At 73.3% G+C, this 23,919-nt stretch carries 24 protein-coding genes and 1 tRNA gene; 10 read left to right on the top strand and 15 right to left on the bottom strand.

Going from position 1 to position 23,919, the window contains the following annotated elements:
• Positions 1 to 146: 146 nt before the first annotated feature.
• From AC07BF_RS07850 to AC07BF_RS07815, 8 genes are all read right to left on the bottom strand, one after another.
• Entirely contained in the window at positions 147 to 1,040 is an 894-nt protein-coding gene (locus AC07BF_RS07850) for an RNA polymerase sigma factor SigF (RefSeq protein WP_363579759.1), read from the bottom strand.
• A gap of 144 nt (positions 1,041 to 1,184) precedes the next feature.
• The gene (locus AC07BF_RS07845; RefSeq protein WP_244293642.1) at positions 1,185 to 1,967 is read right to left on the bottom strand and encodes an RNA polymerase sigma factor SigF; all 783 of its coding nucleotides are present in this window, start codon (positions 1,965 to 1,967) and stop codon (positions 1,185 to 1,187) included.
• 338 nt (positions 1,968 to 2,305) lie between these two features.
• Entirely contained in the window at positions 2,306 to 2,599 is a 294-nt protein-coding gene (locus AC07BF_RS07840; RefSeq protein WP_063348630.1) for a Dabb family protein, read from the bottom strand.
• Positions 2,600 to 2,691: 92 nt separating this feature from the next.
• Positions 2,692 to 2,856: a hypothetical protein gene (locus tag AC07BF_RS07835; protein ID WP_167745863.1), complete on the bottom strand. Its 165-nt coding sequence runs from the start codon at positions 2,854 to 2,856 to the stop codon at positions 2,692 to 2,694.
• 452 nt (positions 2,857 to 3,308) lie between these two features.
• A tRNA-Ser gene (locus AC07BF_RS07830) sits at positions 3,309 to 3,395 on the bottom strand.
• A 93-nt stretch (positions 3,396 to 3,488) separates the two neighbouring features.
• On the bottom strand, positions 3,489 to 4,016 hold the full coding sequence (gene tadA / locus AC07BF_RS07825; protein WP_363627840.1) for a tRNA adenosine(34) deaminase TadA: 528 nt from the start codon (positions 4,014 to 4,016) through the stop codon (positions 3,489 to 3,491).
• A gap of 51 nt (positions 4,017 to 4,067) precedes the next feature.
• Positions 4,068 to 4,604 (bottom strand): tRNA adenosine deaminase-associated protein, encoded by a 537-nt coding sequence (locus AC07BF_RS07820; RefSeq protein WP_363579757.1) that lies wholly within the window; start codon positions 4,602 to 4,604, stop codon positions 4,068 to 4,070.
• A gap of 303 nt (positions 4,605 to 4,907) precedes the next feature.
• Positions 4,908 to 5,144, bottom strand: coding sequence for a hypothetical protein (locus tag AC07BF_RS07815; protein ID WP_063348632.1), 237 nt, complete (start codon positions 5,142 to 5,144; stop codon positions 4,908 to 4,910).
• Between the two features lie 164 nt (positions 5,145 to 5,308).
• Between AC07BF_RS07815 and upp the strand changes: the two genes are divergently transcribed.
• A complete protein-coding gene (gene upp / locus AC07BF_RS07810) occupies positions 5,309 to 5,944 on the top strand; it encodes a uracil phosphoribosyltransferase (protein WP_350876411.1) in 636 nt (211 codons plus the stop codon).
• Between the two features lie 77 nt (positions 5,945 to 6,021).
• On the opposite strand, the gene AC07BF_RS07805 is transcribed toward upp, so the two are convergent.
• Both AC07BF_RS07805 and AC07BF_RS07800 read right to left on the bottom strand, forming a co-directional pair.
• Positions 6,022 to 6,702 carry a LytR C-terminal domain-containing protein gene (locus AC07BF_RS07805; RefSeq protein ID WP_363579930.1) on the bottom strand — a complete coding sequence of 227 codons (681 nt, stop codon included), beginning with the start codon at positions 6,700 to 6,702 and terminating at the stop codon, positions 6,022 to 6,024.
• 253 nt (positions 6,703 to 6,955) lie between these two features.
• Positions 6,956 to 7,252 carry a type II toxin-antitoxin system VapB family antitoxin gene (locus AC07BF_RS07800; RefSeq protein WP_063348635.1) on the bottom strand — a complete coding sequence of 99 codons (297 nt, stop codon included), beginning with the start codon at positions 7,250 to 7,252 and terminating at the stop codon, positions 6,956 to 6,958.
• A 202-nt stretch (positions 7,253 to 7,454) separates the two neighbouring features.
• Between AC07BF_RS07800 and AC07BF_RS07795 the strand changes: the two genes are divergently transcribed.
• The gene (locus tag AC07BF_RS07795; RefSeq protein ID WP_363619500.1) at positions 7,455 to 9,020 is read left to right on the top strand and encodes a helicase HerA-like domain-containing protein; all 1,566 of its coding nucleotides are present in this window, start codon (positions 7,455 to 7,457) and stop codon (positions 9,018 to 9,020) included.
• 31 nt (positions 9,021 to 9,051) lie between these two features.
• Here AC07BF_RS07795 and AC07BF_RS07790 read toward each other — a convergent pair whose 3' ends face one another.
• Positions 9,052 to 10,218 carry a hypothetical protein gene (locus AC07BF_RS07790; protein ID WP_478333081.1) on the bottom strand — a complete coding sequence of 389 codons (1,167 nt, stop codon included), beginning with the start codon at positions 10,216 to 10,218 and terminating at the stop codon, positions 9,052 to 9,054.
• A gap of 264 nt (positions 10,219 to 10,482) precedes the next feature.
• Here AC07BF_RS07790 and AC07BF_RS07785 point away from each other — a divergent pair, with 264 nt between their 5' ends.
• Entirely contained in the window at positions 10,483 to 11,001 is a 519-nt protein-coding gene (locus AC07BF_RS07785; RefSeq protein ID WP_363579754.1) for a YbhB/YbcL family Raf kinase inhibitor-like protein, read from the top strand.
• A gap of 542 nt (positions 11,002 to 11,543) precedes the next feature.
• Here the strand turns inward: AC07BF_RS07785 and AC07BF_RS07780 are convergent.
• Positions 11,544 to 12,509 carry a helix-turn-helix transcriptional regulator gene (locus tag AC07BF_RS07780; protein WP_478317329.1) on the bottom strand — a complete coding sequence of 322 codons (966 nt, stop codon included), beginning with the start codon at positions 12,507 to 12,509 and terminating at the stop codon, positions 11,544 to 11,546.
• A 150-nt stretch (positions 12,510 to 12,659) separates the two neighbouring features.
• Here AC07BF_RS07780 and AC07BF_RS07775 point away from each other — a divergent pair, with 150 nt between their 5' ends.
• Positions 12,660 to 14,180 (top strand): MFS transporter, encoded by a 1,521-nt coding sequence (locus tag AC07BF_RS07775; RefSeq protein WP_400989053.1) that lies wholly within the window; start codon positions 12,660 to 12,662, stop codon positions 14,178 to 14,180.
• A gap of 133 nt (positions 14,181 to 14,313) precedes the next feature.
• Here AC07BF_RS07775 and AC07BF_RS07770 read toward each other — a convergent pair whose 3' ends face one another.
• Positions 14,314 to 14,949, bottom strand: coding sequence for an HhH-GPD-type base excision DNA repair protein (locus AC07BF_RS07770; RefSeq protein WP_350876398.1), 636 nt, complete (start codon positions 14,947 to 14,949; stop codon positions 14,314 to 14,316).
• A 345-nt stretch (positions 14,950 to 15,294) separates the two neighbouring features.
• Here AC07BF_RS07770 and AC07BF_RS07765 point away from each other — a divergent pair, with 345 nt between their 5' ends.
• Positions 15,295 to 17,697: a terpene synthase family protein gene (locus AC07BF_RS07765; RefSeq protein WP_400843086.1), complete on the top strand. Its 2,403-nt coding sequence runs from the start codon at positions 15,295 to 15,297 to the stop codon at positions 17,695 to 17,697.
• A 140-nt stretch (positions 17,698 to 17,837) separates the two neighbouring features.
• Positions 17,838 to 18,635 (top strand): VOC family protein, encoded by a 798-nt coding sequence (locus AC07BF_RS07760; RefSeq protein ID WP_478333080.1) that lies wholly within the window; start codon positions 17,838 to 17,840, stop codon positions 18,633 to 18,635.
• A 171-nt stretch (positions 18,636 to 18,806) separates the two neighbouring features.
• On the opposite strand, the gene AC07BF_RS07755 is transcribed toward AC07BF_RS07760, so the two are convergent.
• Positions 18,807 to 19,493, bottom strand: coding sequence for an ArsR/SmtB family transcription factor (locus tag AC07BF_RS07755; RefSeq protein ID WP_363627836.1), 687 nt, complete (start codon positions 19,491 to 19,493; stop codon positions 18,807 to 18,809).
• A 177-nt stretch (positions 19,494 to 19,670) separates the two neighbouring features.
• Between AC07BF_RS07755 and AC07BF_RS07750 the strand changes: the two genes are divergently transcribed.
• Positions 19,671 to 19,832 carry a hypothetical protein gene (locus AC07BF_RS07750; RefSeq protein ID WP_400843079.1) on the top strand — a complete coding sequence of 54 codons (162 nt, stop codon included), beginning with the start codon at positions 19,671 to 19,673 and terminating at the stop codon, positions 19,830 to 19,832.
• Positions 19,829 to 20,602, top strand: coding sequence for an isocitrate lyase/PEP mutase family protein (locus AC07BF_RS07745; protein WP_478317297.1), 774 nt, complete (start codon positions 19,829 to 19,831; stop codon positions 20,600 to 20,602). Before AC07BF_RS07750 ends, AC07BF_RS07745 begins: the two co-directional genes overlap by 4 nt.
• 7 nt (positions 20,603 to 20,609) lie before the next feature.
• Here AC07BF_RS07745 and AC07BF_RS07740 read toward each other — a convergent pair whose 3' ends face one another.
• Positions 20,610 to 21,362 carry a TetR/AcrR family transcriptional regulator gene (locus tag AC07BF_RS07740; RefSeq protein WP_478317298.1) on the bottom strand — a complete coding sequence of 251 codons (753 nt, stop codon included), beginning with the start codon at positions 21,360 to 21,362 and terminating at the stop codon, positions 20,610 to 20,612.
• A gap of 215 nt (positions 21,363 to 21,577) precedes the next feature.
• On the opposite strand from AC07BF_RS07740, the gene AC07BF_RS07735 reads away from it, so the two are divergent.
• On the top strand, positions 21,578 to 23,101 hold the full coding sequence (locus AC07BF_RS07735) for an MFS transporter (protein WP_400989045.1): 1,524 nt from the start codon (positions 21,578 to 21,580) through the stop codon (positions 23,099 to 23,101).
• A gap of 109 nt (positions 23,102 to 23,210) precedes the next feature.
• Positions 23,211 to 23,918, top strand: a complete 708-nt coding sequence (locus AC07BF_RS07730; RefSeq protein WP_363579745.1) for a helix-turn-helix domain-containing protein — start codon at positions 23,211 to 23,213, stop codon at positions 23,916 to 23,918.
• Position 23,919: the final 1 nt, after the last annotated feature.

The raw sequence follows: 23,919 nt of genomic DNA, 5'->3' as shown, positions 1-23,919 counted from the left end.
AATTTCCTCCGCCACCCCCCCCCTCCCCCCCCAACGCCCCCTCCAACCCCCCCCCCCCGTTGGCTCCCCCGGCCGCCCCCCCCCCCCCCCCTCCCGGCCCCCCCCCCCCCCCCCCAGGACGGCGACGGAGGGCTTCCCTGGGCTTGTCAGCCCTCGCTGATCAGGCCCTCACGGAGCTGGGTCAGCGTCCTGGTGAGCAGCCGGGAGACGTGCATCTGGGAGATGCCGATCTCCTCGCCGATCTGCGACTGGGTGAGGTTGCCGAAGAACCGCAGCATGATGATCCGGCGCTCGCGCGGCGGCAGCTTGGCCAGCAGCGGCTTCAGCGACTCCCGGTACTCGACGCCTTCCAGCGCGAGGTCCTCGTAGCCGAGCCGCTCGGCCAGCGGTCCGTCGCCGTCCTCCTCGCTGGGGCTGGAGTCGAGCGAGCTGGCGGTGTACGCGTTGCCCACCGCGAGGCCCTCGACCACGTCCTCCTCGCTGACCCCCAGGCAGGTGGCCAGCTCGGCGACGGTGGGGGAGCGGTCCAGCCGCTGGGACAGGTCGTCACCGACCTTGGTGAGCGCCAGTCGCAGCTCCTGGAGCCGCCGGGGCACCCGGACCGACCAGCTGGTGTCCCGGAAGAAGCGCTTGATCTCGCCCACCACGGTGGGCATCGCGAAGGTGGGGAACTCCACCCCGCGCTCGGGGTCGAACCGGTCGATCGCCTTGATCAGGCCGATGGTGCCGACCTGGACGATGTCCTCCATCGGCTCGTTGCGGCTGCGGAAGCGCGCCGAGGCGTACCGGACCAGCGGCAGGTTGAGCTCGATCAGGGTGTCGCGGACGTACGTGTGCTCCGCGCTGCCCGGTTCCAGGGCGGCCAGCCGCAGGAACAGCGAGCGCGACAGCGTCCGGGTGTCCAGCCCGGAGCCGGGCGGCGCCTCGGGCCCGGGCGGCGCGGCGGCCGGGACCCGCTGGAGCGGGATCCGGTCCTCGGCGACAGCCGTACCGTTGGCCTGACCAGCGTGGATCTCCGCAGTGCCCAGCTCTCCGGACATGCGCCCACCCCCTTGTGACTGACAGTTGAACGGGGGCCGTCGCACGGAGGTTCCCGGCGGGGGCCCTCCCCCTCCATACCGGAACACGGTCCACGGCAAACCCGAACGTCGCAAGATGTCACGCGAGGGTAACGCGCTGCAATCTCAGTCTTCCCAGGAGTTGCCGGTCCGAAGCCTCGTCAGGATGCGGGAGAGCAGCCGCGAGACGTGCATCTGGGACATCCCCAGCTCGGTGCTGATCTGCGACTGGGTCAGGTTGGCGAAGAACCGCAGCATCACGATCCGCCGCTCCCGCTCGGGCAGCTGGACCAGCAGGTGGCGGACCATGTCCCGGTGCTCGACCTCGGCCAGCGCGGAGTCCTCGTAGCCGAGCCGGTCCAGCAGGGCGAGCCCGCCCTCGTGCTCCTGCGCCGCTTCCAGCGAGGCCGCGTTGTAGGCCCGCCCGGCGTCCAGGCAGGCCCGGACGTCCTCCTCGGGGATCCGCAGGCTGGCGGCGATCTCCGGCACCTTGGGGGCCCGGCCGTGCAGCACCGTCAGCTCCTCCATCGCGCCGCTGACCTGGACCCACAGCTCCTGGAGCCGGCGCGGGACGTGCATGGTGCGGACGTTGTCCCGGAAGTAGCGCTTGATCTCGCCGAGGATGGTCGGCAGTGCGTAGGTGGGGAACTGGACGCCGCGGGTGGGGTCGAAGCGGTCGATCGCGTTGATCAGGCCGATGGTGCCGACCTGGACGACGTCCTCCATCGGCTCGCTGCGGCTGCGGAAGCGGGTGGCCGCGTAGCGGACCAGGGGGATGTTCACCTCGATCAGGGCGGCCCGGACCCGCTCCCGCTCTGGGGTGCCCGGGGGCAGCTCCGCGAGCCGTTCGAACAGCACCCGGGTCAGCGTCCGGACGTCCACCGCGGGGCGGCCGCCGGGGCCGCGCAGACCGTCCGGGCGGAGCTCGCCGGCCGGGCTGATGATCGACGCCAGTACCTCGTCGGACACGTCACCCCTCCCTCAGTCGATAACGAAGGGCCCTGCGGATCGGGTGTCGCGGCTGCTTCACCACCTCGCCATGTCCGGCAAAACCGGTCATAGCATCACAAGGCGGGCGCAGGTCGGGCAAGCACCCGGCGGAGGTGTGTTGGTGCGGGGTCGGGGCTTCACCGGGCTTCCCGCCCAGGCGCCGCACGGATCGTTCCGGGGTGGAGCAAGGCGCCCCGTCCGGTGGCCGGACGGGGCGCGGCGGGCCGTCCGAGGGACGGACCCGGGTGCCTCGGGTGTCAGACCTCGATGTCGGCGATCACCCAGGTGGCGAATTCGCGCCACTGACCGGCCGCGGCCTGATGGGCCGGGTGGGTCAGGTACGCGTGCAGGGCGTCGCGGTCCTCGACCAGGCTGTTGATCGCGTAGTCGTGGGCGATGTCCCGCTCGGTGGTGTTCCAGCCGCACTCCCACTCGCGCAGCTCGGGGATCAGCGAACCCAGCTCGGCGAACGCCTTGGCGCCGGCGAGCGCGCGCTCGTCGTCCTTGCGGACGCCTTCGTTGAGCTTGAACAGGACCAGATGCCGGATCACGATTGCCGCTCCTCGCGGACGGGGACAGAGGGTCCCGCACACCGTAGCCGGTGCGCCGGGGCGGGACGACGGGCCCTACGCGACCGGACGGCTCACTTGATCAGCCCGGTCATGAAGGTGCCGACCGCCTTGGCCGCGTTCGAGATGCCCTCGAAGCCCAGTTGGACGAGCTGGGCGGAGCGGGCCGGCGAGCTGATGATCGAGTAGAGGACGAAGATGAGCAGGAGGGCCATGCCGATCTTCTTCGCCTGCGCCATCGGGTGTCGTCCTCTCCTGCTGTGGGCCGCCGCCATCCGGGTCCCCGAGCGGCCCTGCGGAAGCAGCTTATCCATCGGACGGGCTATCAAGTGTGCGACGCGTTTGCCCGGCGGGACGAAGGTCCCCGTGAGTGGGGCCTTTCTCCGGATGCCCGGAAACGTCCCGGGCGGCAGGATGGGAGACGTGCCGAGGATCTGGCAGGAATCCCCGGTGCGTGGATCCGGAGTTCCCCGCTGTGGGACCGGGCGCCGCGGCTTCCCCCCGACGCGGCGCCGGTTGTGGGACTCCGCCGGGGGAGCGGTCGTCCCCCCGAGCCGCTCCCCCTTTCCAGGCTCCGTACTCTCCGGGCGTTGGTGGTCATCAGCCCGGAGTACGGAGCCCTTTTCGCGTTCGAGGGTGCGCGGAAACGCCGAGGGCCCGTCCGGATCGGACGGGCCCTCGGGCTCTACAGCGGTAGCGGTGGGATTCGAACCCACGGTGGAGTTGCCCCCACACACGCTTTCGAGGCGTGCTCCTTTGGCCGCTCGGACACGCTACCGAGGGGAACTCTACCGGACGGGTGGCGCGGTCACGAAATCCGTATGGCCGGGCGGCCGACGGGGGAGCCGGCGGCGGAAGTCGGCGCCGGACGTCAGCGGTGGGACTCGAAGAACTCGCGCAGCTGCTCGCCGCACTCGTCGGCGAGGACGCCCCAGACCACCTCGGGGCGGTGGTTGAGCCGGCGGTCGCGCATCACGTCGAAGAGCGAGCCGGCCGCGCCGGCCTTCTCGTCGAGGGCGCCGTAGACCACCCGGTCGATCCGGGACAGCACGATGGCGCCGGCGCACATCGTGCAGGGCTCCAGGGTGACGACCAGGGTGCAGCCGCTGAGCCGCCACTCCCCGATCCGTTCGGCCGCCTGCCGGATCGCGACCACCTCGGCGTGCGCGGTCGGGTCGCCGACCGCCTCGCGCTCGTTGTGGCCGCGCCCGACCACCTCGCCGCCCGGGCCCAGGACGAGCGCCCCGACCGGGACGTCGCCGGTGGCCGGCGCCAGGGCGGCCTCGGCGATGGCGAGGCGCATCGGCGCCGCCCAGCGGTCACGGACCGGGTCGGGGCGGACGGGGGCGGGCAGCGGGGCGATGCGGGGGACGGCCTGCGGGGCGGATGCGGACTGCATGGCATCCAGTGTCGGGTATCCGGCGGTGGGCACCGGCCTGGTCACCGCCCGCTACCGGACCGCCTCCAGGACCTCGCCGCAGCCGAGGGCCTCGGCGATCTCCTCCAGGGCGTCGCCCGGGACGGCGCCCTCGCCGCTGAGGGCGAGCAGCTCCTCGGCGGCCAGGCCGAACTCGGTGAGCAGGTGGGCGTCGCCGAGCGGGCCGACCGGGACGCCGCTGCGGGCGTCCTCGTCCTGCTCCTGCGTCTCCTCGTCCTCCTCCAGCTCGACGACCAGGTGGTCCAGGTCGCCGAACTCGCTCTCACCGGCCTGGTCGACCAGCTCGTCGGTGAGGACGGAGCCGTAGGAGCTGCGGGCGGCGGCGGCGCCGTCGGACACGAAGATCCGCGGGTCCTCCTCGCCGTCCACCCGGACGATGGCGAACCAGGCGTCCTCCTGTTCGATGAAGATCAGGACGCTGTCGTCGTCCTGCGTGGAGTCGCGGGCCAGTTCGGTCAGGTCGGCGAGGGTTTCGACGTCGTCGAGCTCCGTCTCGCTCACATCCCACCCGTCCTCGGTGCGAGCAAGCACTGCAGCGAAGTACGCCACCAGGGACACTCCCAAGATCTCGGTCTCGGCTGTCGGCGCGCTCGGGCAACGCGAAAATCTGGCCGCCCCCGCGCCAGAGGCGGTCCGCTCGTTCGGACCGTCCCATCGGAATCGTGACAGAAAGCCCGCCCTTGCGGGGGGTGTTCGGCAGCGCGTCTTTGCAGGTCGTGTCGGAAGGTCCGGCCGGCGGCCGGTGTGGCGCCGGCGCCACCGCCCGGGGCCCGTCGGATCCGGACCGGCCGGTCGGCGGAGCCGCGAGGGGAGCTGCGGAGGGCGCCGCGCCGGAACCGCTTCGGATCCTCGTCAGATCCGGAAGGTTCGCATCCGCATGGCTTCGCGCATCCGCCGTTCCTTGGTCCGCCGGGGCTGGACCCGCTCCCGGAGTTCGCGGGCCTCGGTGAGCTCGCGCAGGAAGACGGCCCGCCGCCTGCGGCGGTCCGCCTCGGTCTCCGGGGGGTCCTGTGGCGGGCCGGGGCGATTGCCCGACCGGCCTGCGGGCTCGTCCGCCGAGCCGTCCCCGGCGTTCGGGTTGCTCGTCATAAGACGTGACATTCCCAGATCAGCCCGGTTGATACCACAGGAGGCGCTTCCGTCCGGACATTCGCGGGGCGCCACGGCGCGGCACGGCCGGGTGCACCCCGGCGACGGGGCGGTCGGCACGCGGCGAGTCGTACAGGCGTGCAGACCCGGGCTAACCTCGATACATGCGTCTCCACGTCGTCGACCACCCCCTGGTGGCCCACAAGCTCTCCACCCTGCGCGACGAGCGCACCGACTCGCCGACCTTCCGTCGCCTGACCGACGAGCTGGTGACCCTCCTCGCCTACGAGGCCACCCGGGACGTCCGCACCGACGAGGTGGAGATCACCACCCCCGTGGCGGTCACGCTCGGCACCCGCCTCAGCTACCCCCGCCCCCTGGTCGTGCCGATCCTGCGCGCCGGTCTCGGCATGCTGGACGGGATGACCCGACTGCTGCCGACCGCCGAGGTCGGCTTCCTCGGCATGGTGCGCAACGAGGAGACCCTGGAGGCCTCCACCTACGCCACCCGGATGCCGGACGACCTCTCCGGCCGCCAGGTCTACGTGCTCGACCCGATGCTGGCCACCGGCGGCACCCTCGTCGCGGCGATCAAGATGCTGATCGAGCGCGGCGCCACCGACGTCACCGCCGTGGTGCTGCTGGCCGCCCCCGAGGGCGTCGAGGTGATGAAGCGCGAGCTGGCCGGCCTGCCGGTCACCGTCGTCACCGCCGCCCTGGACGAGCGGCTCAACGAGAACGGCTACATCGTGCCCGGCCTCGGCGACGCGGGCGACCGCCTGTACGGCACCGCCGGCTGAGCGAATCCCCCGAACGGACGAGAGCCCCCCGGCGCGGTGCCGGGGGGCTCTCCTGTTGTCGCGCGGCACGACCGGCCTCAGCAGCTGCCGGTGGCGGTCGGGGTGGGGGACGGCTTGGTCGCGAGGGCGAGGGCGGCGGCCGCCTGGGTCTCGTCCAGCAGGGCGTTGTAGCTGTCGCCGACCACGAAGTCCACGGTGCCGTCGGTGCGGGCGTCGGCGGTGGTGGTGGCCCCGGCGATCTGCGAGCCGAGCAGGGTGGCGGCGCCGGCGCCGGCCGGGCCGGCGATCACCTGGGCGGTGCCGGGCACCTTCTTGTCCAGTTCGGCCGGGGCGTTGCCGACCTTGCCGATGGTGAAGCCGCGCTTCTTGAGCTCCTCGGCGGTCCGGCCGGCCAGGCCGCCCTTGGTGGTGGCGTTGTAGACGTTCACCGTGACGCCGGCCGGCTGCGGGATCGCGTGCGGGTCGCCCGGGGCAGCGGGGGCGCCGGAGGCGGTGGGCGCACCGGGCGTGGCGCCCGGGGAGGGGGCGGCCAGCGGCTTGCCCGACGGGGTCACGCAGGCCTGGGCGGAGGAGTTCTTGTTCTTCCCGCTGAAGATGTCGTAGAGCTGGACGCCGCCGAGGCCGATCAGGGCCAGGGCGAGCAGGCTCGCGAGCCCGGAGATCACCTTGCGGCTCTTCCTCGGGGGCCGGCCGAGTCGTGGATAGGCGTTGCCGGTGACGCGGTACTGCTTCCCCTTGAGGCCTTGGGGAGTCAACATGCTCACGGTTTGTCTCCCCCTCGTGCCAGGGCGGGGTCGGGATGACGGATCGGCTGGTGCGGGTGGATCCCGTGGTGCGGGCGGATCCCCTGGTCGCGGCCGTAGTCAGCAGCGTAGTGCCGTCAGGCTGCGAAGGTACTAAATGATCATCATCTGGAGTACGCCGGTACCCGAAAGGAGGTACCCGGGTACGCGCGGACCGCCCTCCGCCGGATGGCGAGGGGGCGGTCCAGGAGCCCGTGCAGAGGGTCCGTCATTCCATTTCGAGGACCCGGGCGTGCAGCACCTGGCGCTGCTGCAGCGCGGCCCGCACCGCCCGGTGCAGTCCGTCCTCCAGGTACAGGTCGCCGCGCCACTTCACCACGTGCGCGAAGAGGTCCCCGTAGAAGGTCGAGTCCTCGGCGAGCAGGGTTTCGAGGTCGAGTTGCCCCTTGGTGGTCACCAGCTGGTCGAGCCGCACCGGGCGTGGGGCGACGTCAGCCCACTGGCGGGTGCTCGTCCGGCCGTGATCCGGGTACGGCCGCCCATTGCCGATGCGCTTGAAGATCACACGGAAAGCCTACCGTTTGGGCGGCGGATGGCGCAGCCGCCGCGACGCCGCCACGCACTCGGGTGTGAGCTGCGGGAGGGCGATTGCGGCTGTTTGATGGGAAATGTCGCGAACATCGCCCGGTTCCGATCGGGACACGGCCCGCCCGGGACCGGGTTCCGGGCCCGCCCCGCCTCCCCGCACCGCCCAGGAGAGTGCCCCGATGTCCTCCGCCCCCACCCCGCCGGCCGTCCGGGAGATCGCCGACGGGTACGCCTTCACCGGGCCCGCCCTCGACCTCGGCGCGGTGCTGCTGGACGGCACCGCCTACCCGGACGCCCAGGTGCGCATCCCGCTCGGGGTGCTCAACCGGCACGGGCTGGTCGCCGGCGCCACCGGCACCGGCAAGACCAAGACCCTCCAGCTGATCGCCGAACAGCTCTCCGCCCAGGGCGTGCCGGTGTTCCTCGCCGACGTCAAGGGGGACGTCTCCGGCGTCGCCGCGCCCGGCGCGCCGAGCGAGCGCACCGCCGCCCGCGCGGCCGAGGTCGGGCAGCAGTGGACCCCGCAGGGCTGCCCGGTCGAGTTCTACTCGCTCGGCGGGCAGGGCGCCGGGATCCCGATCCGCGCCACCGTCACCAGCTTCGGGCCGCTGCTGCTCGCCAAGGTGCTCGACCTGAACGAGACCCAGGAGTCCTCGCTCAGCCTGGTGTTCCACTACGCCGACACCAAGGGCCTGGAGCTGTACGACCTCAAGGACCTCACCGCCGTCATCGCCTTCCTCGCCTCGCCCGAGGGCAAGGAGGAGCTGAGGACCATCGGCGGCCTCTCGTCGGCCACCGCCGGGGTGATCCTGCGCGCGCTCACCGTGCTGGAGAACGAGGGCGCCGGGGCGTTCTTCGGCGAGCCCGAGTTCGACACCGCCGAACTGCTGCGGACCGCCCCGGACGGCCGGGGCGTCGTCTCGGTGCTGGAACTGCCCGCCGTCCAGGACCGGCCGCGGCTGTTCTCCACCTTCCTGATGTGGCTGCTCGCCGACCTCTACCAGGAACTGCCCGAGATCGGCGACCTGGACAAGCCCAAGCTGGTGTTCTTCTTCGACGAGGCGCACCTGCTGTTCAAGGGCGCCTCCAAGGCCTTCCTGGAGGCCATCACCCAGACCGTCCGGCTGATCCGCTCGAAGGCCGTGGGCATCTTCTTCGTCACCCAATCCCCGCGCGACGTCCCCTCCGACGTGCTCGCGCAGCTGGGCAACCGGGTGCAGCACGCGCTGCGCGCCTTCACCCCGGACGACGCCAAGGCGCTCAAGGCCACCGTCTCGACCTTCCCACGCTCCTCCTACGACCTCGGCGCGGTGCTCACCTCGCTCGGCACCGGCGAGGCCGTGGTGACCGTGCTCTCCGAGAAGGGCGCGCCGACGCCGGTCGCGGCCACCCGGCTGCGGGCGCCGCAGTCCCTGATGGGGCCGATCGAGGCGGGCGCGCTGCGGGCCGTCGTCGACGCCTCGCCGCTGACGGCGCGCTACCGGGACGCGATCGACCGGGAGTCGGCGTACGAGAAGCTGGCGGCGCGGGCGGCGCGGGCGCCCAGGCCGGAGGCCGCCGCACCGGCCAGGGCGCCGAAGGAGCGGGAGCCCGCCCCGCGGCGGGAGGAGCCGAAGGGGGCGGGCGGGCTGCTCGATTCGCTGCTCAGCAACCCGACGGTGAAGTCCCTGGCGCGTTCGGCCGGGAAGCAGCTCGGGCAGGAGATCTCGCGCAGCCTGTTCGGGACGTCCAAGCGGCGGCGGTAGCGGCCGGGCCCCGCACGGTGGGGGTGGGCGCCTAGCCGGCCAGGGCGGCGCCGATCCGGTCGAGCGAGGACAGCCGCATCAGGCCGTAGTTGTAGAACTCCACCTCGGGGACGCCCAGTTCGCGCAGGGTGGCGATCTTGGCGGCGAGGTTCGCCGGACCGTCGCAGTCCGAGGCCATCGGCCGCAGGATCACCGCCATGTCCTGGGGGCGGACGCCGTGCAGGGCGAACGCGGCGACCTTCTCCCGGACGGCCTCCGGGGTCTTCGCGTAGCCGAGCGTCTCGATCTGGTCGGTCGCCTTGGCGAGCGCGGGCAGGTCGATGCCGGACAGCCAGCCCTTGCCCGGGCCGGCGCCGTCCATGAAGCTCAGCCGCATGCCGTGGCGCCGGGCCTCCTCGGTCAGTTCGGCGGCCAGCGTGGTGACGGTGGTGGTGGCGGCGTCCAGGTAGGCGGCCAGGGCGCCGTCCGCGAGCGCGCTCAGGTCCGCGGGTTCGGCGGCGGCCGCCTCGTCGGCCAGCCGGCGGCGCAGCTCGGTGCGGACGGCCTCCGCGACCTCCTCCGCCGGGACGCCCGCGCGGGTGGCGGCGGCGCGGCAGTGCGGGCAGAAGCAGATGCCGAGCAGCGCCTCGGCGCCCGCGCCCAGCTCCTCGAAGTAGCGCTCGTGGTGGTAGCCGTGGCGCAGACCGTGGAAGTGCAGGGACTCGGCCCGGATCGCGTCCACGCCGTACCGGGCCAGCTCGGTGACCAGGGTCCGTGCGTACTCCCGGACCTCCGGGTGGGCCGGGCAGAGCTCGGTGAGGTGGCGGTCGCCGAAGGCGTTGGCCGGGGCGCAGTCCGGGTGGGTGAAGCCGAGCCGGTCGTTGTGGCAGAACACCGTCCAGGCGTGCAGCTTCAGCCCCCGGCGGCGGGTCTCGGCGGCGGCCTCGGCGAAGGGGTCGCGGTCGCCGATCGCGGTGGAGGGCACGGGCGCCAGCCGACGGCCCTGCCAGCGGGCCGGATCGGGGCGGAAGTAGGCCGCGCCCGGCTCCAGGTAGCGGATCACCCGGCGGGGGTTGTGCGGGAAGACGTCCCGGGCCTCGTGGTAGACCGAGGCGAGGGTGACGCCGCCGACCCCGGCGCGGTCGGTGAGGTTGCCGAAGAAGGTGTCGGCGCCCTCGTCGAGCAGGTCGGTGGCGAAGGCGAGGACGGACGACTCCACGGTGCGGCTCCGGAGCTGGGGGCGGGTGCGCTGTCCACGCTAGCCGCAGGCGCCTGATTGGTCTATACCTGGCAATTCGAGCGGACCGGGCCCGAACGAGGGGCGGCCGGATCGGGGCGGCCGGACCGGACGGGCCCCCACTACAGTGAGCCGTGTCCGTCAGGCCGTGTCCGACAGTGCGTGCCCGTCGGACCGTGTCCTTCAGCGTCCTTCAGCGTCCTTCAGCCCGAGGCCGTTCACGGCCCGTTGAGAGGTGACCACCCCATGAGCGTTCGTCCGCCGCTGCCGTACGACTTCCTGCCGCAGGTGCCGTCCTTCCCGCTGACCAGCCAGGACATCACCGACGGCGGCACACTGGCCGGGGAGTTCAGCCACGCCGGAGGCAACCGGTCGCCGCAGCTGGCCTGGTCGGGCCTGCCCGAGGGAACCCGGAGCATCGCCGTCACCTGCTACGACCCGGACGCGCCCACCGGCTCCGGCTGGTGGCACTGGCTCGCCCTCAACCTGCCCGCCGACACGGTCGAACTGCCGCGCGGCGCCGGCTCCTCGGACGACGACCTGCCCGGCGCGGCCTCCTTCCACGGCCGCAACGACTTCCCCGGCCACCAGTACGACGGCGCCGCCCCGCCGCCCGGCGCCCCGCACCGGTACGTGTTCGCGGTGCACGCCCTGGACGTCGAGAAGCTGGACGTCTCCGCCGACACCCCGGCGGCCCAGATCGGCTTCCACCTGACCTTCCACACGCTGGGGCGGGCGCTGCTCACCGCCGAGTACGGGGTCTGAGCACGGGGGCCACGATCCGGTCGAGGTCCGGCGGCTGCCCGAGGAGGCCCGGTCGGCCGGTCGCAGGGCCGTGGCCTGGACGGTCGGGCCGGCCGGGGAACCGGCCCTCCTGGTGGTGCCGGAGCAGCACCTGGCGCCGGCCGGATCCTGGCCGCCGGTCCGGCTGCCGTTCGACGGCGAGGTGGTCGTGGCCGCGCCGCAGGGGGAGTGGCGGGTGCCGCTGTCCGGCGTCTCCTGCTCGCCCGACCACCTCGGGCTGCTGCCGGGCGGCCGGGTGCTGCTGGATCGACGCGGTCGACCGGCGGTCGACCACCCTGCCGTGCCTGGTCCGGCTGCCGGTCGGCTTCGCGGTCCACGGCGGTCAGGGCGTCTTCTTGTCCAGCAGCGGCGAGTTGACCTGGTACCAGCTGATCGGCGAGGAGTGGAAGCAGACCCGGCGCCGGCAGCTGAGCGTGCCCGGCGCGCTCGACCGGGTGCGGGCGCACGGCCGGGACGGCGCGCTGTGGTTCCGCGCGGGGGACTGTCTGGTACCGGATCGAGGCCTAACCGTCTACGCGGGTGGCCCGGTCGGCGCGGGCGGCCAGGGTGCGCAGGTGGGTGATCAGCTCCGGGGGCTCGTGCACGTCGAACTCGCAGTCCAGCGTCAGCAGCCGCACCGCCGTCCACTCCAAGGAGTCCGTGCGGGAGCGCAGCCGACAGCGGTGCTCGTCGATCGGCTCGATCTCGGAGTCCCCCCGGTCGAAGTGCCGTCGGACGTTCGCGGCCGGGGCGTGCACGGTGGCGATCACGGCGCGGGCCGGTGACTGGCGGCGCAGCTTGCCCGCCACGTACGCGGCGGCGTCCTCGGCCGGGAGCGGGCGCGGGGTGAAGTGGGCGCCGGTGGCGCGGGGTTCGCTGAGCCGGTCGACGCGGAAGAGCCGCCAGTCGTCCCGGTCCAGGTCGTAGCCGACCAGGTACCAGCGGCGGCCGGCCGAGACCAGCCGCTCGGGTTCGACGTTGCGCCTGGTCTCGGCGCCGTCGCCGGCCCGGTAGGCGAAGCGCAGCCGTTCCCGGTTGGTGACGGCGCCGGCGAGCACGGTGAGGTCGTCCGGGTCGACGGTCGGGCCGTCGCCGGTGAGCAGCGGCACGGTGGCGGTGTTGAGCGCGCCCACCCGGTGCCGCAGGCGGCCCGGCAGCACCTGGAGCAGCTTGCCGAGGGCGCGGACCGAGGCCTCCTCGATGCCGACCACCGCGTGCCCGGCGGCCGCCCGCAGTCCGACCGCGATGGCGACGGCCTCGTCGTCGTCCAGCAGCAGCGGCGGCATCGCCGTCCCCGCGACCAGCCGGTAGCCGCCGACCGCGCCCATGGTGGCCTGCACCGGGTAGCCGAGGTCGCGCAGCCGGTCGATGTCGCGCCGGATCGTCCGGGGGCTGACGCCGAGCCGTTCGGCGAGTTCGCTGCCGGGCCACTCGCGCGGGGTCTGCAGCAGGGACAGCAGGTTCAGCAGCCGTGCGGGGGTGTCCGTCATGCCGTCCAGGATGCCGGACAACTGGGACAGGATCTGACCTATATGCCCCGTACCCTCGTGGACGTGCCGACGAGCAGCGCGAGCAGGACGAGCAGGACGAGCAGGACGAGCAGGACGAGCAGGACGAGCAGGACGAATGAGGAGTACCGAATGAAGACCGCGGACGCGGACCGACGGAGGTGGATCGCGCTGGCGATCGTGATGGTCGCCTCCTTCATGGACCTGGTGGACGTCACCATCGTCAACATCGCCATCCCCAGCATCCAGGAGGACACCGGCGCCTCCTTCAGCGCCATCCAGTGGGTCACCGGCGGTTACGCGCTGGCCTTCGCGATCGGGCTGATCACCGGCGGCCGGCTGGGCGACATCTACGGCCGCAAGCGGCTGTTCCTGATCGGCATCGGCGGGTTCACCGTGGCGTCCGCGCTGTGCGGCCTGGCCTCCGGCCCCGAGATGCTGGTCGGGATGCGGGTGCTCCAGGGCGGCACGGCGGCCATGATGGTGCCGCAGGTGCTGTCGATCATCCACGCGACCTTCCCGGCGGAGGAGCGCGGCAAGGTGTTCGGCATGTTCGGAGCGGTGGTCGGGCTGGGCGCCGTCTCCGGGCCGCTGATCGGCGCGCTGCTCACCGAGTGGGACCTGTTCGGCCTGGCCTGGCGCCCGATCTTCCTGATCAACCTGCCGGTCGGCATCGCCGGGCTGCTGCTCGGGCGCCGCTTCATCGACGAGTCGAAGGCCGAGCGGGCGCTCAAGCTGGACCTGGTCGGGGTGGCGCTGGCGAGCGTCGGCCTGCTGATGCTGATCTACCCGCTGACGCACGGGCGGGAGGCCGGCTGGCCGCTCTGGGGCTACCTGTCGATGGCCGGCAGCCTGGTGGTGTTCGCGCTGTTCGTGGCGTACGAGAAGGCCAAGACGCGGCGGGACGGCTCGCCGCTGGTCGAGCTGTCGCTGTTCCGGGTGAAGAGCTTCGCGGCCGGTATCGGCGTGCAACTGGCCTTCGGGGTGGTCTGCGGGATCTTCTTCCTGGTCTGGACGCTGTACATGCAGCTGGGCCTCGGCTGGAGCCCGCTCAAGGCCGGTTCCACCGGCATCCCGTTCTCGCTCGCCGTCTCGGCCGCGGCCGGGCTGTCCGTGCAGAAGCTGGTGCCCCGGTTCGGGCGCCGGGTGCTCCAGACCGGCGCGCTGGTGATGGCGGCGGGTGTGCTGACGTACATCTGGGAGGCGGACCGGTACGGGACGGCGATCGCGCCCTGGCAGATGGCGCTGCCACTGGTGGTGATGGGCCTGGGGATGGGCCTGATCGTCGCGCCGATCACCGACGCGATCCTGGCGGAGGTGCCGCGCGCGCACGCCGGTTCGGCGTCGGGGCTGATCAACACCGTCCAGCAGATGGGGAACGCGCTGGGGCTCGCGCTGGTGTCGGTGGCCTTCTTCGGGGCGATGGACGACGTGGTCGCGCCGGAGGCGATGGGCACCGCGTTCGGCGGGGCGTTCGTCCACGCGATGTGGTGGGTCGCGGGGGCGCTGCTGGTGGTGTTCCTGCTGATGTTCGCGCTGCCGCGGCGCAAGGCGGTCGCGCCGGCCGACGCGGATGCGGTGGGTGCGGGGGATGCGCAGGCGACGGCGGGTGCGGCGGATCCGACGGACGAGCGGGAGCCCGTCCTGGCCTGACGGGCACTGGTGAGGGCCCCGGTCGCGCGGTGCGACCGGGGCCCTCGGCGCATCCTGGGAGGGCCATGGACCGTACGGCGGTGGACTCCTCGGCGGCTCGGCAATGGCTCCCGGCCGGCCGGGCGATCGGCTTTCAGCGCGCCCCGGCCGTGCTCACCGCCGTCGTCCGGGGCGTGGTCTTCGCCGCGGACTTGGCCTCCTTCGCGGCGCGCTTCATCTCCTGCTTGAACTCCCGGACCAGGTCGAGGGATTCGGGCCCGGTGATGTCGGCGACCGAGCGGTGCGCGCCCTCCTCGCCGTACACGCCGGCCGCCTCGCGCCAGCCCTCCGGCCGCACGCCGTACTGCTTGCCGAGCAGGGCCAGGAAGATCTGCGACTTCTGTTTGCCGAAACCGGGCAGGGCGTTGAGGCGGCTGAGCAGCTCCTTGCCGGTGCGGGTGTCCTTCCAGAGTGCGGCGGCGTCGGCGTCGTACTGCGCCACCAGGAACTGGCAGAGCTGCTGGACCCGTTTGGCCATCGCGGCCGGGTAGCGGTGCACGGCGGGCTTCGCGGACAGCAGGGCGACGAACTCCTCCGGGTTGTACACGGCGATCTCCCGGGCGTCCAGGTCGTTCCGTCCGAGCCGCTGGGCGATGGTCAGCGGACCGGTGAACGCCCATTCCATCGGCACCTGTTGGTCGAGCAACATGCCGACGAGCGCGGCCAGCGCACTCCGTCCGAGCAGTTCGTCGGCCTCGGGCTGCTGTGCGAGCCGGACGGTGACGTTCATGGGCTTGCCCTCCTCGGAGTTGACGTCGGGTCGGCGCCCAGTCTGGTGGACGGGGCGGGGGCGGGGGCGGTCAACACGCCCGTAGCAGGGGAAGTCTTGGAGTTCCAGGGCCTTGGCGCAGCTGGCTTGTTCGTTGGCGGAGCGACCGCCTGGGATACCAGCTCCGGCGGTCGGGAGAGCCGACGGAATACTTTTTGCCCGCTTCGGGTGGCGAGGAGGCGGGCGGCGCGGGCGGGCTGGAGGGAGGTAGGTCATCTTGTATGACTGTTTCTGTTGCGCCGGTGCGGCGACCTGCCGGCGGGTCATTCTTGGTGCAATCGACGCGTCCAGAAAGGCTCGCCCGCCGTGACCCAGCCGTTCGAACTGCCGTCCTTCTACGTGCCGCACCCGGCACGCCTCAACCCCCACCTGGACGAGGCCCGGGCCCATTCCTCCGTCTGGGCACGGGAGATGGGCATGCTGGAGGGCTCCGGCATCTGGGACCAGGCCGACCTGGACGCCCACGACTACGGTCTGCTCTGCGCCTACACCCACCCCGACGCCTCCGCCGAGGCGCTCTCGCTGGTCACCGACTGGTACGTGTGGGTCTTCTTCTTCGACGACCACTTCCTCGACATGTTCAAGCGCACCAACGACCGCGAGGCCGGCAAGGCGCACCTCGACCGGCTGCCGCTGTTCATGCCGGCCGACCCGGCCACCCCGATGCCGGAGCCGGAGAACCCGGTCGAGGCGGGCCTGGCCGACCTGTGGCGGCGCACCGTGCCGGTGATGGGCGAGGACTGGCGGATCCGCTTCGCCGAGAGCACCCGCAACCTGCTCAACGAGTCGCTCTGGGAGCTCGCCAACATCAACGCCGGCCGGGTCTCCAACCCGGTCGAGTACATCGAGATGCGCCGCAAGGTGGGCGGTGCGCCCTGGTCCGCCCAACTGGTCGAGTACGCGGCCGGCGCCGAGGTCCCGAAGGAGGTCTCCGGCTCGCGCGCGCTGCGGGTGCTGATGGACGCCTTCTCGGACGGCGTGCACCTGCGCAACGACATCTTCTCCTACCAGCGGGAGGTGGAGGACGAGGGCGAGCTGAGCAACGGCATCCTGGTGCTGGAGAAGTTCCTGGAGTGCTCCACCCAGGAAGCCGCCGAGGCGGTCAACGACCTGCTCACCTCGCGGCTCCAGCAGTTCGAGAACACCGTGTTCACCGAACTGCCCGTGCTGTTCGCCGAGACCGGGCTCGCTCCCGAGGGCCGCGCCCGGGTGCTGGCGTACGTCAAGGGCCTCCAGGACTGGCAGTCCGGCGGCCACGAGTGGCACATGCGCTCCAGCCGGTACATGAACGGCGGTGGTGCGGCGGCCGGTTCGGGCGGCGGCGTCGCGGCGGGGACGGGCGGCGCGCTGCCCGGCACCGGCAACTGGTGGGACCCGTTCGCGATCGGCGGGGTGGGCACCTCGGCGCTGGACATCCTGCGCAGCGGGGCGATGGGCGGCGGTGGACCTGCGGCCGGTCCGGCCGGTTCGGGCGGCCCGGGCGGCGTCGGACCGGCCGTTCGGCGGGCCCGGTCGCACGGCCACGTGCCGTACCAGGCCGTCGGGCCGTCCCAACTGCCGGAGTTCAAGCTGCCGTTCGAGGCCACGCTGAGCCCGCACCTGGACGGCGCGCGGGACCGGGTGATCGAGTGGGCCGCGCGGATGGGCCTGCTGGAAGAGCAGCCCGGCATCCCCGGATCCGGCATCTGGGACGCCGAGTCCATGCGGGACTACGACCTCCCGCTCTGCGCGGCCGGCATCCACCCGGACGCCACCGCCGACCAACTCGACGTCTCCTCCGCCTGGTTGGCCTGGGGCACCTGGGCCGACGACTACTACCCGGTGGTCTTCGGCCGCACCCGCGACCTGGCCGGCGCCAAGCTCGCCACCGAGCGGCTCCCGCTGTTCATGCCGGTGGACGGCAGCCCCGCGCCCGAGCCCGCCAACGCCCTGGAACGCGGCCTCGCCGACATCTGGGAGCGCACCGCCGGCCCGATGACGGCCGACGCCCGGCGGAAGTTCCGCCAGACCGTCGAGGACATGACCGCGAGCTGGATCTGGGAGCTCAACAACCAGGTGCAGAACCGGATCCCGGACCCGGTGGACTACCTGGAGATGCGCCGCGCCACCTTCGGCTCCGACCTCACCATGAGCCTGTGCCGGCTCGCCCACGGCCAGGTCGTGCCGCCCGCGGTGTACGAGCACGGCTCGATGCGCTCGCTGGAGAACTCGGCCGCGGACTACGCGTGCATGATGAACGACCTGTTCTCGTACCAGAAGGAGATCGAGTACGAGGGCGAGGTGCACAACGCCGTCCTGGTGGTGCAGAACTTCTTCAACTGCGACTACCCGTCGGCGGTCCGGATCGTCGACGACCTGATGCACTCCCGGCTGGACCAGTTCCAGCACGTCGCGGGGAAGGAACTCCCCGTCCTGTACGACGACTTCGCGCTGGAGCCGGAGGCGAGGGAGCTGCTGGACGGGTACGTGGAGGAGCTGGAGAACTGGCTCGCGGGCATCCTGGTCTGGCACCGAGACTGCCGCCGGTACCGCGAGGAGGACCTGCTGCGGCACTTCGGCGCGGAGCGGGAGCTCAAAGCGGGGGCGGCGGTGAAGGAACTGCCCGGGCCCGCCGCCTTCCCGGTCGGCCCGACCGGCCTGGGCACGGCCTCGCTGCGCGTGCCGCGAGCCGGTGCGGCCCCGGCCGCCGGGGTGGCGGCCCTGGGCTGACCGGCGGGCGGACCAGCCCACGGCGCACCCGTGCGGGCCGATCCCGCGCGGGTGCGCCCGGTACTGGCTAGGGTGGCCGGACGGGGGCCGGGTGCGCTCCGGATCGCGGGCGCACGTCGCCAGGCGAGAGGGCGGAGGAGATGGCAGCGCCACCTGAGGGCACGCCCTGTTGGGTCGACGCGATGTTCACCGATCCGGAGGGCGCGAAGGCGTTCTACGGTGACGTCCTGGGCTGGACCTTCGGCGAGAGCTCGTCGGAGTACGGCAACTACACGCAGGCGTACTCGGACGGCAAGGCGGTCGCCGCGATCGTGCCGTCGATGCCCGGCGCGCAGGCGCAGTCCGCCTGGTGCCTGTACCTCGCCTCGCCGGACGCCGCCGCCACCGCCGGGCGGATCCGCGCCAACGGCGGCGAGGTGGTCATGGGGCCGATGCAGATCGGCGACTTCGGCACCATGGTGATCGCCAGGGACCCGGGCGGGGTCGTGTTCGGCGTCTGGCAGGGCGACCGCCACCAGGGCTTCGAGAAGCAGGGCGAGCCCGGCGCGTACAGCTGGGCCGAGGTGGTGACCCGCGAGCCCGCGAAGGCGGACGCGTTCTTCCCCGCGGTCTTCCCGTTCGGCGTGAAGCGGATGGACGCCGGGGACTTCGACTACCGGATGTTCCAGGTCGACGGCCGCCCCGTGCTGGGCCGGATGGGGGCGGAGGGCGACTTCCTGCCGCCCGAGGCGCCCTCGTACGTGAGCGTGTACTTCGCGGTCGACGACACCGACGCCGCGCTCGAACGGCTGCGGGCGCGCGGCGGCACGGTGCACTTCGGGCCGATGGACAGCCCGTTCGGCCGGTTCGCCGCTGTCGGCGACCAGCAGGGCGCGGCCTTCGGGATCATCGACCTCGGCCGGACCTCGGGCGAGCCGCCCGAGGTTGCGGACGCCTGAGGGGGAGCGGGAGGAACTCGTCGAGCCGCTGGACGGACACCGCGATCTGCCGCGCTGGACGGGGCGAAGTCAACGGCTGAGGTCGCCCGGGGCCGAGGGGTGTCCGGGGCCGAGGAGCGTCCGGTCCTGAGGTCCGGCTGATGCCGAGGCCCGCCCCGGCGGCCCGATCGCTCAGAGCTCGACGCCGAGCAGCTCGCGCAGTGCGCGGTCGCCGTCCGGGGTGACCCGCAGGGCCCGGCCGGAGCCGATCCGCTCCACCCAGGACCGGTCCAGCGCCGTCCGGCAGAGCGCCGCGCCCAGCGCCCCGCCGAGATGGCTGCGGCGCTCCGTCCAGTCCAGGCAGCTGCGCACCACCGGCCGCCCGCCCCGGCGGCCCGCCCGCTCGGGCAGCTCGATCGCCTGCGCGGCCAGCCAGGCCCGGCCGCGCCCGGTGACGGCGAGCCCGGCGTCGTCGGTGAGCAGGCCGCGGGCGAGCAGCGCGTCCGCGACGGCCACGCCGAGGCGGCCGGCCAGGTGGTCGTAGCAGGTGCGGGCGCGGGCCTCGGCGCTCTGCCGGGTGGCCTCGCGCAGGCCGTGCGGGGTGGGCCGGTCACCCTGGCCGGCGAAGGCGGTGAGGTCCTCGATCAGGGTGGCGACCTCCGGGGTGGCCAGCCGGACGTACCGGTGCCGCCCCTGCCGCTCCTCGGCCAGCAGCCCGCCGGCGATCAGCCGCGACAGGTGCTCGCTGGCCGTGGACGGCGCGACGCCCGCGTGCCGGGCCAGTTCGCCGGCCGTCCAGGCGCGGCCGTCGAGCAGTGCGGTGCAGAACGCGGCGCGGGTGGGGTCGGCGAGCAGGGCGGCGAAGGCGGCGAGCGACATGCCTCCATGGTCGCCCCGGCACGGTTCGGCGCGGGCCGAACCGTCGGCGGCGCGGGGTGGGACGGTCGGGGGCGGCGCAGTTTGGCGCGGGCCGAACCGTCGGCGCCGCGGGGCGGGGCGGTCGGGGGCGGCACGGTTCGGCGCGGGCCGAAACGAGCCGGAGCCAGGATGGCCGGTATGGGCGATCCCACGGTGTTCTCCCGCCGCGGCGAGGTGACCGCAGCCCTGGACGACTCGCCGGGCACCGGCTGGGGCTTGCGCCGACTCGTCCACCACGTCGTCGGGTCCGCGTTCTGCGCGGGCGCCGTCGGCGACCACTCCCCGGAGGTGACCCGATGACCCCCTTCGCCGCCCTGCACCACCGCCCCGGCCGGCCGCTGCTGCTGCCGAACGCCTGGGACCACGCCTCGGCAGCGGCCCTCGCCGCCGAGGGCTACGCCGCGATCGGCACCACCAGCCTGGGCGTGGCCGCCGCCGCCGGCCTGCCCGACGGCGTGGCCGTCACCCGCGCGGAGACCGTGCGGCTGGCCCGCCGGCTGGGCCGTAGCGGGTTCCTGCTGAGCGTGGACGCCGAGTCCGGGTTCAGTGATGATCCGGAGGAAGTCGCCTGCCTGGCCGTCGAGTTGGCGCAGGCCGGGGTGGTCGGCATCAACCTGGAGGACGGCCGGGCGGACGGCACCCTGGCGCCGTCCGCCGTCCTCGCGGCGAAGATCGCGGCGGTGAAGGCGGCCGTGCCGGAGCTCTTCGTGAACGCCCGTACCGACACCTGCTGGGCCGGGCGCCACGACCCCGGGCCGGAGACGGTCCGCCGCCTGGAGGCCTATCAACAGGCGGGCGCGGACGGCGTGTTCGTCCCGGGGCTGGCCGATCCGGCCGCCATCGTGGCGCTGGTCGAACGGCTGGCCGCCCCGCTCAACGTCCTCTGGACGCCGACCGGTCCGGGCTTCGCCGAGCTTGCCGCGCTGGGGGTGGCCCGGGTCAGCCTCGGCTCGCTGCTGTACCGCTCCGCGCTGGCGGCGGCGGTGGCCACGGCGGCGGCCGTCGGTGCGGGCGATGAGGTCGGTCCGGTGCCGGGCTACGCCGAGGTCCAGGAGCTGAGCGGAAAGTGACGGTGCGTCATCCGTCGGGTCGGTCCTGCCGGGTGGCCTCGATGCCGGCCAGGATCAGTCGGACGCCGTTGGTGAAGCCGCTGTCGCGGCCGCCGTCGGTCGCTGAGCCGACCTCGGTGGTGTAGAGGTGGTGCAGGCGCGGGAAGTCCCGGGTGGCCTCGATGACGGCGGGCACGAGCTCGTCCATCCAGCCCTGCTCGTCCCGGCCCTGCCGGGCCAGCGCGCTCAGCCAGGAGGCCTCCACGCTGGCCGTCCCGATGACGTAGCCGAGCAGGGCCCCCATCGCGTCGTTGGCCTCCGTCGGGGTGAAGCCGGCCGCATCCAGGAAGGTGAGCAGGGCCTCGGAGAGGCGCATCCAGTTGGGCCCGAAGTAGACCAGCCCCAGGTCGCCGATCACCGACACCATCCACGGGTGGCGCAGGACGACCTCACGCGTGCTGGCCGCGCACTCGGCGAGGGTGGTGCGCCAGTCCGCCGGGTCCGTGTCGGTGACCGTGGGGATCCAGATCTTGCCGAACACCTCGTCGACGACCAGGGCGAGCAGTTCGTCCTTGTTGGCGACGTGGGTGTACATCGAGGTGGCGCCGGCGTTGAGGCGGGCGCCGAGCTTGCGCATGCTCAGGGCCTCGATGCCGTCGCCGTCCAGGATGGCGAGGGCCTCCGCGACGATCTGGGTCCGGCTGAGCGCGGGCTGCTCGCGCCGGGGGCGCTCGGGGCGGCTCCACGGTGTCCCGGGCACGCCCTTCGACCTGGCCGTCATCCGGCCCTCCTCTCGGTCTTCGCCCGCCTGTGCTCGGCTCGGCTGTTCCGTTCAGCATAAGCCGCACCGCACACTGTTCGGCTTTGCGAACAGTGTGCGGTCTCCGTACAGTGTGCGGAGCGGAGCGCGCCGCCCCCGTGGGGACGGGGTGCGGCGTGCCCGCGACGACTTCCGTCCGGCTGCGGCCGGCGCGCTCACTTCGAAGGGGGACCGCGGTGGACCGTCAGCCGCGTCGCTGGCTCATCCTGGTCGTGCTCTGTCTCAGCAGCCTGGTGCTGGTGGTCGACAACATGGTGCTCACGGTGTCCATCCCGCCGATCGCGGAGGACCTCAAGGCCGGGGCCCAGGACATCCAGTGGATCATCGACTCGTACATCCTGGTCTTCGCCGGGCTGCTGCTCACCTCGGGCAGCCTCTCCGACCGGTTCGGCCGGCGGAAGGTGATGATCATCGGGCTGGTGCTGTTCGGCGCCGCCTCCCTGGTCGCGGCCGTCGCCGACAGCCCCGGCCAACTCATCGCCGGACGCGTGCTGATGGGGGTGGGCGGAGCCCTGGTCATGCCGAGCACGCTCTCCATCCTGATCACCGTCTTCGACGACGAGGAACGGCCCAAGGCGATCGCCGCCTGGAGCGCGGTGGCCATGATCGGCCTGGTCGGCGGGCCGGTGCTCGGCGGTGCGCTGATCGCGCACTTCTGGTGGGGCGCGGTCTTCCTGCTCAACGTGCCGGTCGCGGCGGTCGCCATCATCGCGGCGGTCGTGCTGATGCCGGAGTCCAAGGGGCCGTGGCGTCGGCCCGACCTGCCCGGCATGGTGCTCTCGATGGCCGGGATGACCGCGCTGGTCTGGTCGATCATCGTGTTGCCCCGGGACGGCATCACCAGCCCCGGCACGCTCGGCACGCTCGCCGTCGGGGTGCTCGCGCTGGCCGGGTTCGCCGTCCGCCAGGTCCGGACCGACTCGCCGATGGTCCCGCTCGGGCTGTTCCGCAACCGGGTGTTCACCGGCGCCAGCTTCTCGCTCGTCCTGCTGACCTTCGCCACCGGTGGCCTGATGCTGGTCCTCACCCAGTACCTGCAGTTCGTGCTGAAGTTCTCGCCCACCGACACCGGCCTGGCGTTCATCCCGCTGGCCGTCGCCTCGCTGGTGTTCAACGCCGTCGGTGCCGCGCTCGGCAGGAAGGTCGCCCCGCGGGTGCTGACCTCGGTCGGCATGCTGGTCATCGCGGCCGGGTTCGGGCTGCTGGCCACGCTCTCGGTCGGCGACGGCTTCGTCAAGGTCGCCCTGGCCATGCTGGTGCTGGGCGCCGGCTCCGGCCTCGGGATGCCGGCCGCGTCCAACGCGCTGATGGGCGCGATCCCCGGCGAGCACGCCGGCGTCGGCTCCGCGCTCAACGACACCATCCAGCAGTCCGGTTCCGCGCTGGGCGTGGCCATCCTCGGCGCCGTCCTGTCCAGCACCTACACCGGCGCGATGCCCACCGACGCGCCCACGGCGGGGAAGCACGCGATCACCGACGCGCTCGCCCTCGCCGCGAGCACCGGGGACGGCGGACTGGCCGCCGCCGCCCGCGACGCGTTCAACACCGCGGCCTCCGTCACCTTCACGGCGGGCGGGATCTCCGTCCTGGCGGCCGCGGGGCTGACCCTGGTGCTGATGCGGGACGGCCGGAAGGCCGCTCCGGTGGCGGGCCCGGTGGAGGACGCGGCGGAGGCGGAGGTCGTCCAGCGGGTGGGCTGAGCCTGCTCGCCCCGGCCCCGCCCGCCCCGTGCGGCCGGGGCCGTCGGCGTGCCGCCGGTGTGTCGCCGCCCCCCGGCGACCCCCGGCGGCGGTGCGTAGCCTGGGCCCCATGTCCCCCGAGTACGCGGAGCGGGCGTCGAAGCTGCCGGGAGCGGTCGTGTGGAGGCGCCGGGCCGTCGGGAGCACGGGCGGCGGCGCGGCCGGGCTCGTCCTGCCCGACGGCTGCATGGACCTGCTCTGGACCGAGGGCCGGCTCCTCGTCGCCGGGCCGGACACCCGCGCCTTCCAACTCGGACCGGGGCTGCGCGGCCCGTGGGCGGGCGTCCGCCTCCCGCCCGGCGCCGCCCCCGCCCTGCTGGGCGTGCCCGCGTACGAACTGCGCGACCGGCGGGTCGACCTGGCGGACCTCCGGCCCGGCGCCGAGGTGCGCCGCCGTGCCGGACGCATCGACGCGGCGCCCGACCCGGTCGTGGCCCTGGAGGAGTTGGCGCTGCGCCTGGCGGCCGACGCGCGGCCGGTGGACCCGCTCGTCCTGGCGGTCGCCGATGCCCTGGCGGCCGGCCGCTCGGTCGCGGCGACCGCCGAGGCGGTCGGCCTCGGCGCGCGGCAACTGCACCGCCGCTCACTGACCGCCTTCGGTTACGGCCCCAAGACCCTGGCCCGGATCCTCCGCTTGCAGCGCGCCCTCGCGCTGGCCCGCTCCGGCGTGCCCCTCGCCGAGACGGCGGCCCGGACGGGCTACGCCGACCAGGCCCATCTGGCGCGTGACGTACGGGAGTTGGCGGGAGTGCCGGCGACCGTCCTGCTGCCCCGTTGAC

Source organism: Kitasatospora sp. NPDC043950 (assembly GCF_056435345.1).
Note: the sequence above shows the minus strand (reverse complement) of the source record. Positions and strands in the feature narration are given on the sequence as shown.

Coding starts and splice junctions, on each gene's coding strand:
- AC07BF_RS07795 (WP_363619500.1), top strand. CDS start 7,455: ATGTCCTCCGCCCCCACCCCGCCGGCCGTCCGGGAGATCGCCGACGGG.
- upp (WP_350876411.1), top strand. CDS start 5,309: ATGCGTCTCCACGTCGTCGACCACCCCCTGGTGGCCCACAAGCTCTCC.
- AC07BF_RS07780 (WP_478317329.1), bottom strand. CDS start 12,509: ATGACGGACACCCCCGCACGGCTGCTGAACCTGCTGTCCCTGCTGCAG.
- AC07BF_RS07760 (WP_478333080.1), top strand. CDS start 17,838: ATGGCAGCGCCACCTGAGGGCACGCCCTGTTGGGTCGACGCGATGTTC.
- AC07BF_RS07835 (WP_167745863.1), bottom strand. CDS start 2,856: ATGGCGCAGGCGAAGAAGATCGGCATGGCCCTCCTGCTCATCTTCGTC.
- AC07BF_RS07850 (WP_363579759.1), bottom strand. CDS start 1,040: ATGTCCGGAGAGCTGGGCACTGCGGAGATCCACGCTGGTCAGGCCAAC.
- AC07BF_RS07750 (WP_400843079.1), top strand. CDS start 19,671: ATGGGCGATCCCACGGTGTTCTCCCGCCGCGGCGAGGTGACCGCAGCC.
- AC07BF_RS07770 (WP_350876398.1), bottom strand. CDS start 14,949: ATGAACGTCACCGTCCGGCTCGCACAGCAGCCCGAGGCCGACGAACTG.
- AC07BF_RS07785 (WP_363579754.1), top strand. CDS start 10,483: ATGAGCGTTCGTCCGCCGCTGCCGTACGACTTCCTGCCGCAGGTGCCG.
- AC07BF_RS07805 (WP_363579930.1), bottom strand. CDS start 6,702: ATGTTGACTCCCCAAGGCCTCAAGGGGAAGCAGTACCGCGTCACCGGC.
- tadA (WP_363627840.1), bottom strand. CDS start 4,016: ATGCAGTCCGCATCCGCCCCGCAGGCCGTCCCCCGCATCGCCCCGCTG.
- AC07BF_RS07775 (WP_400989053.1), top strand. CDS start 12,660: ATGAAGACCGCGGACGCGGACCGACGGAGGTGGATCGCGCTGGCGATC.
- AC07BF_RS07755 (WP_363627836.1), bottom strand. CDS start 19,493: ATGTCGCTCGCCGCCTTCGCCGCCCTGCTCGCCGACCCCACCCGCGCC.
- AC07BF_RS07730 (WP_363579745.1), top strand. CDS start 23,211: ATGTCCCCCGAGTACGCGGAGCGGGCGTCGAAGCTGCCGGGAGCGGTC.
- AC07BF_RS07745 (WP_478317297.1), top strand. CDS start 19,829: ATGACCCCCTTCGCCGCCCTGCACCACCGCCCCGGCCGGCCGCTGCTG.
- AC07BF_RS07815 (WP_063348632.1), bottom strand. CDS start 5,144: ATGACGAGCAACCCGAACGCCGGGGACGGCTCGGCGGACGAGCCCGCA.
- AC07BF_RS07740 (WP_478317298.1), bottom strand. CDS start 21,362: ATGACGGCCAGGTCGAAGGGCGTGCCCGGGACACCGTGGAGCCGCCCC.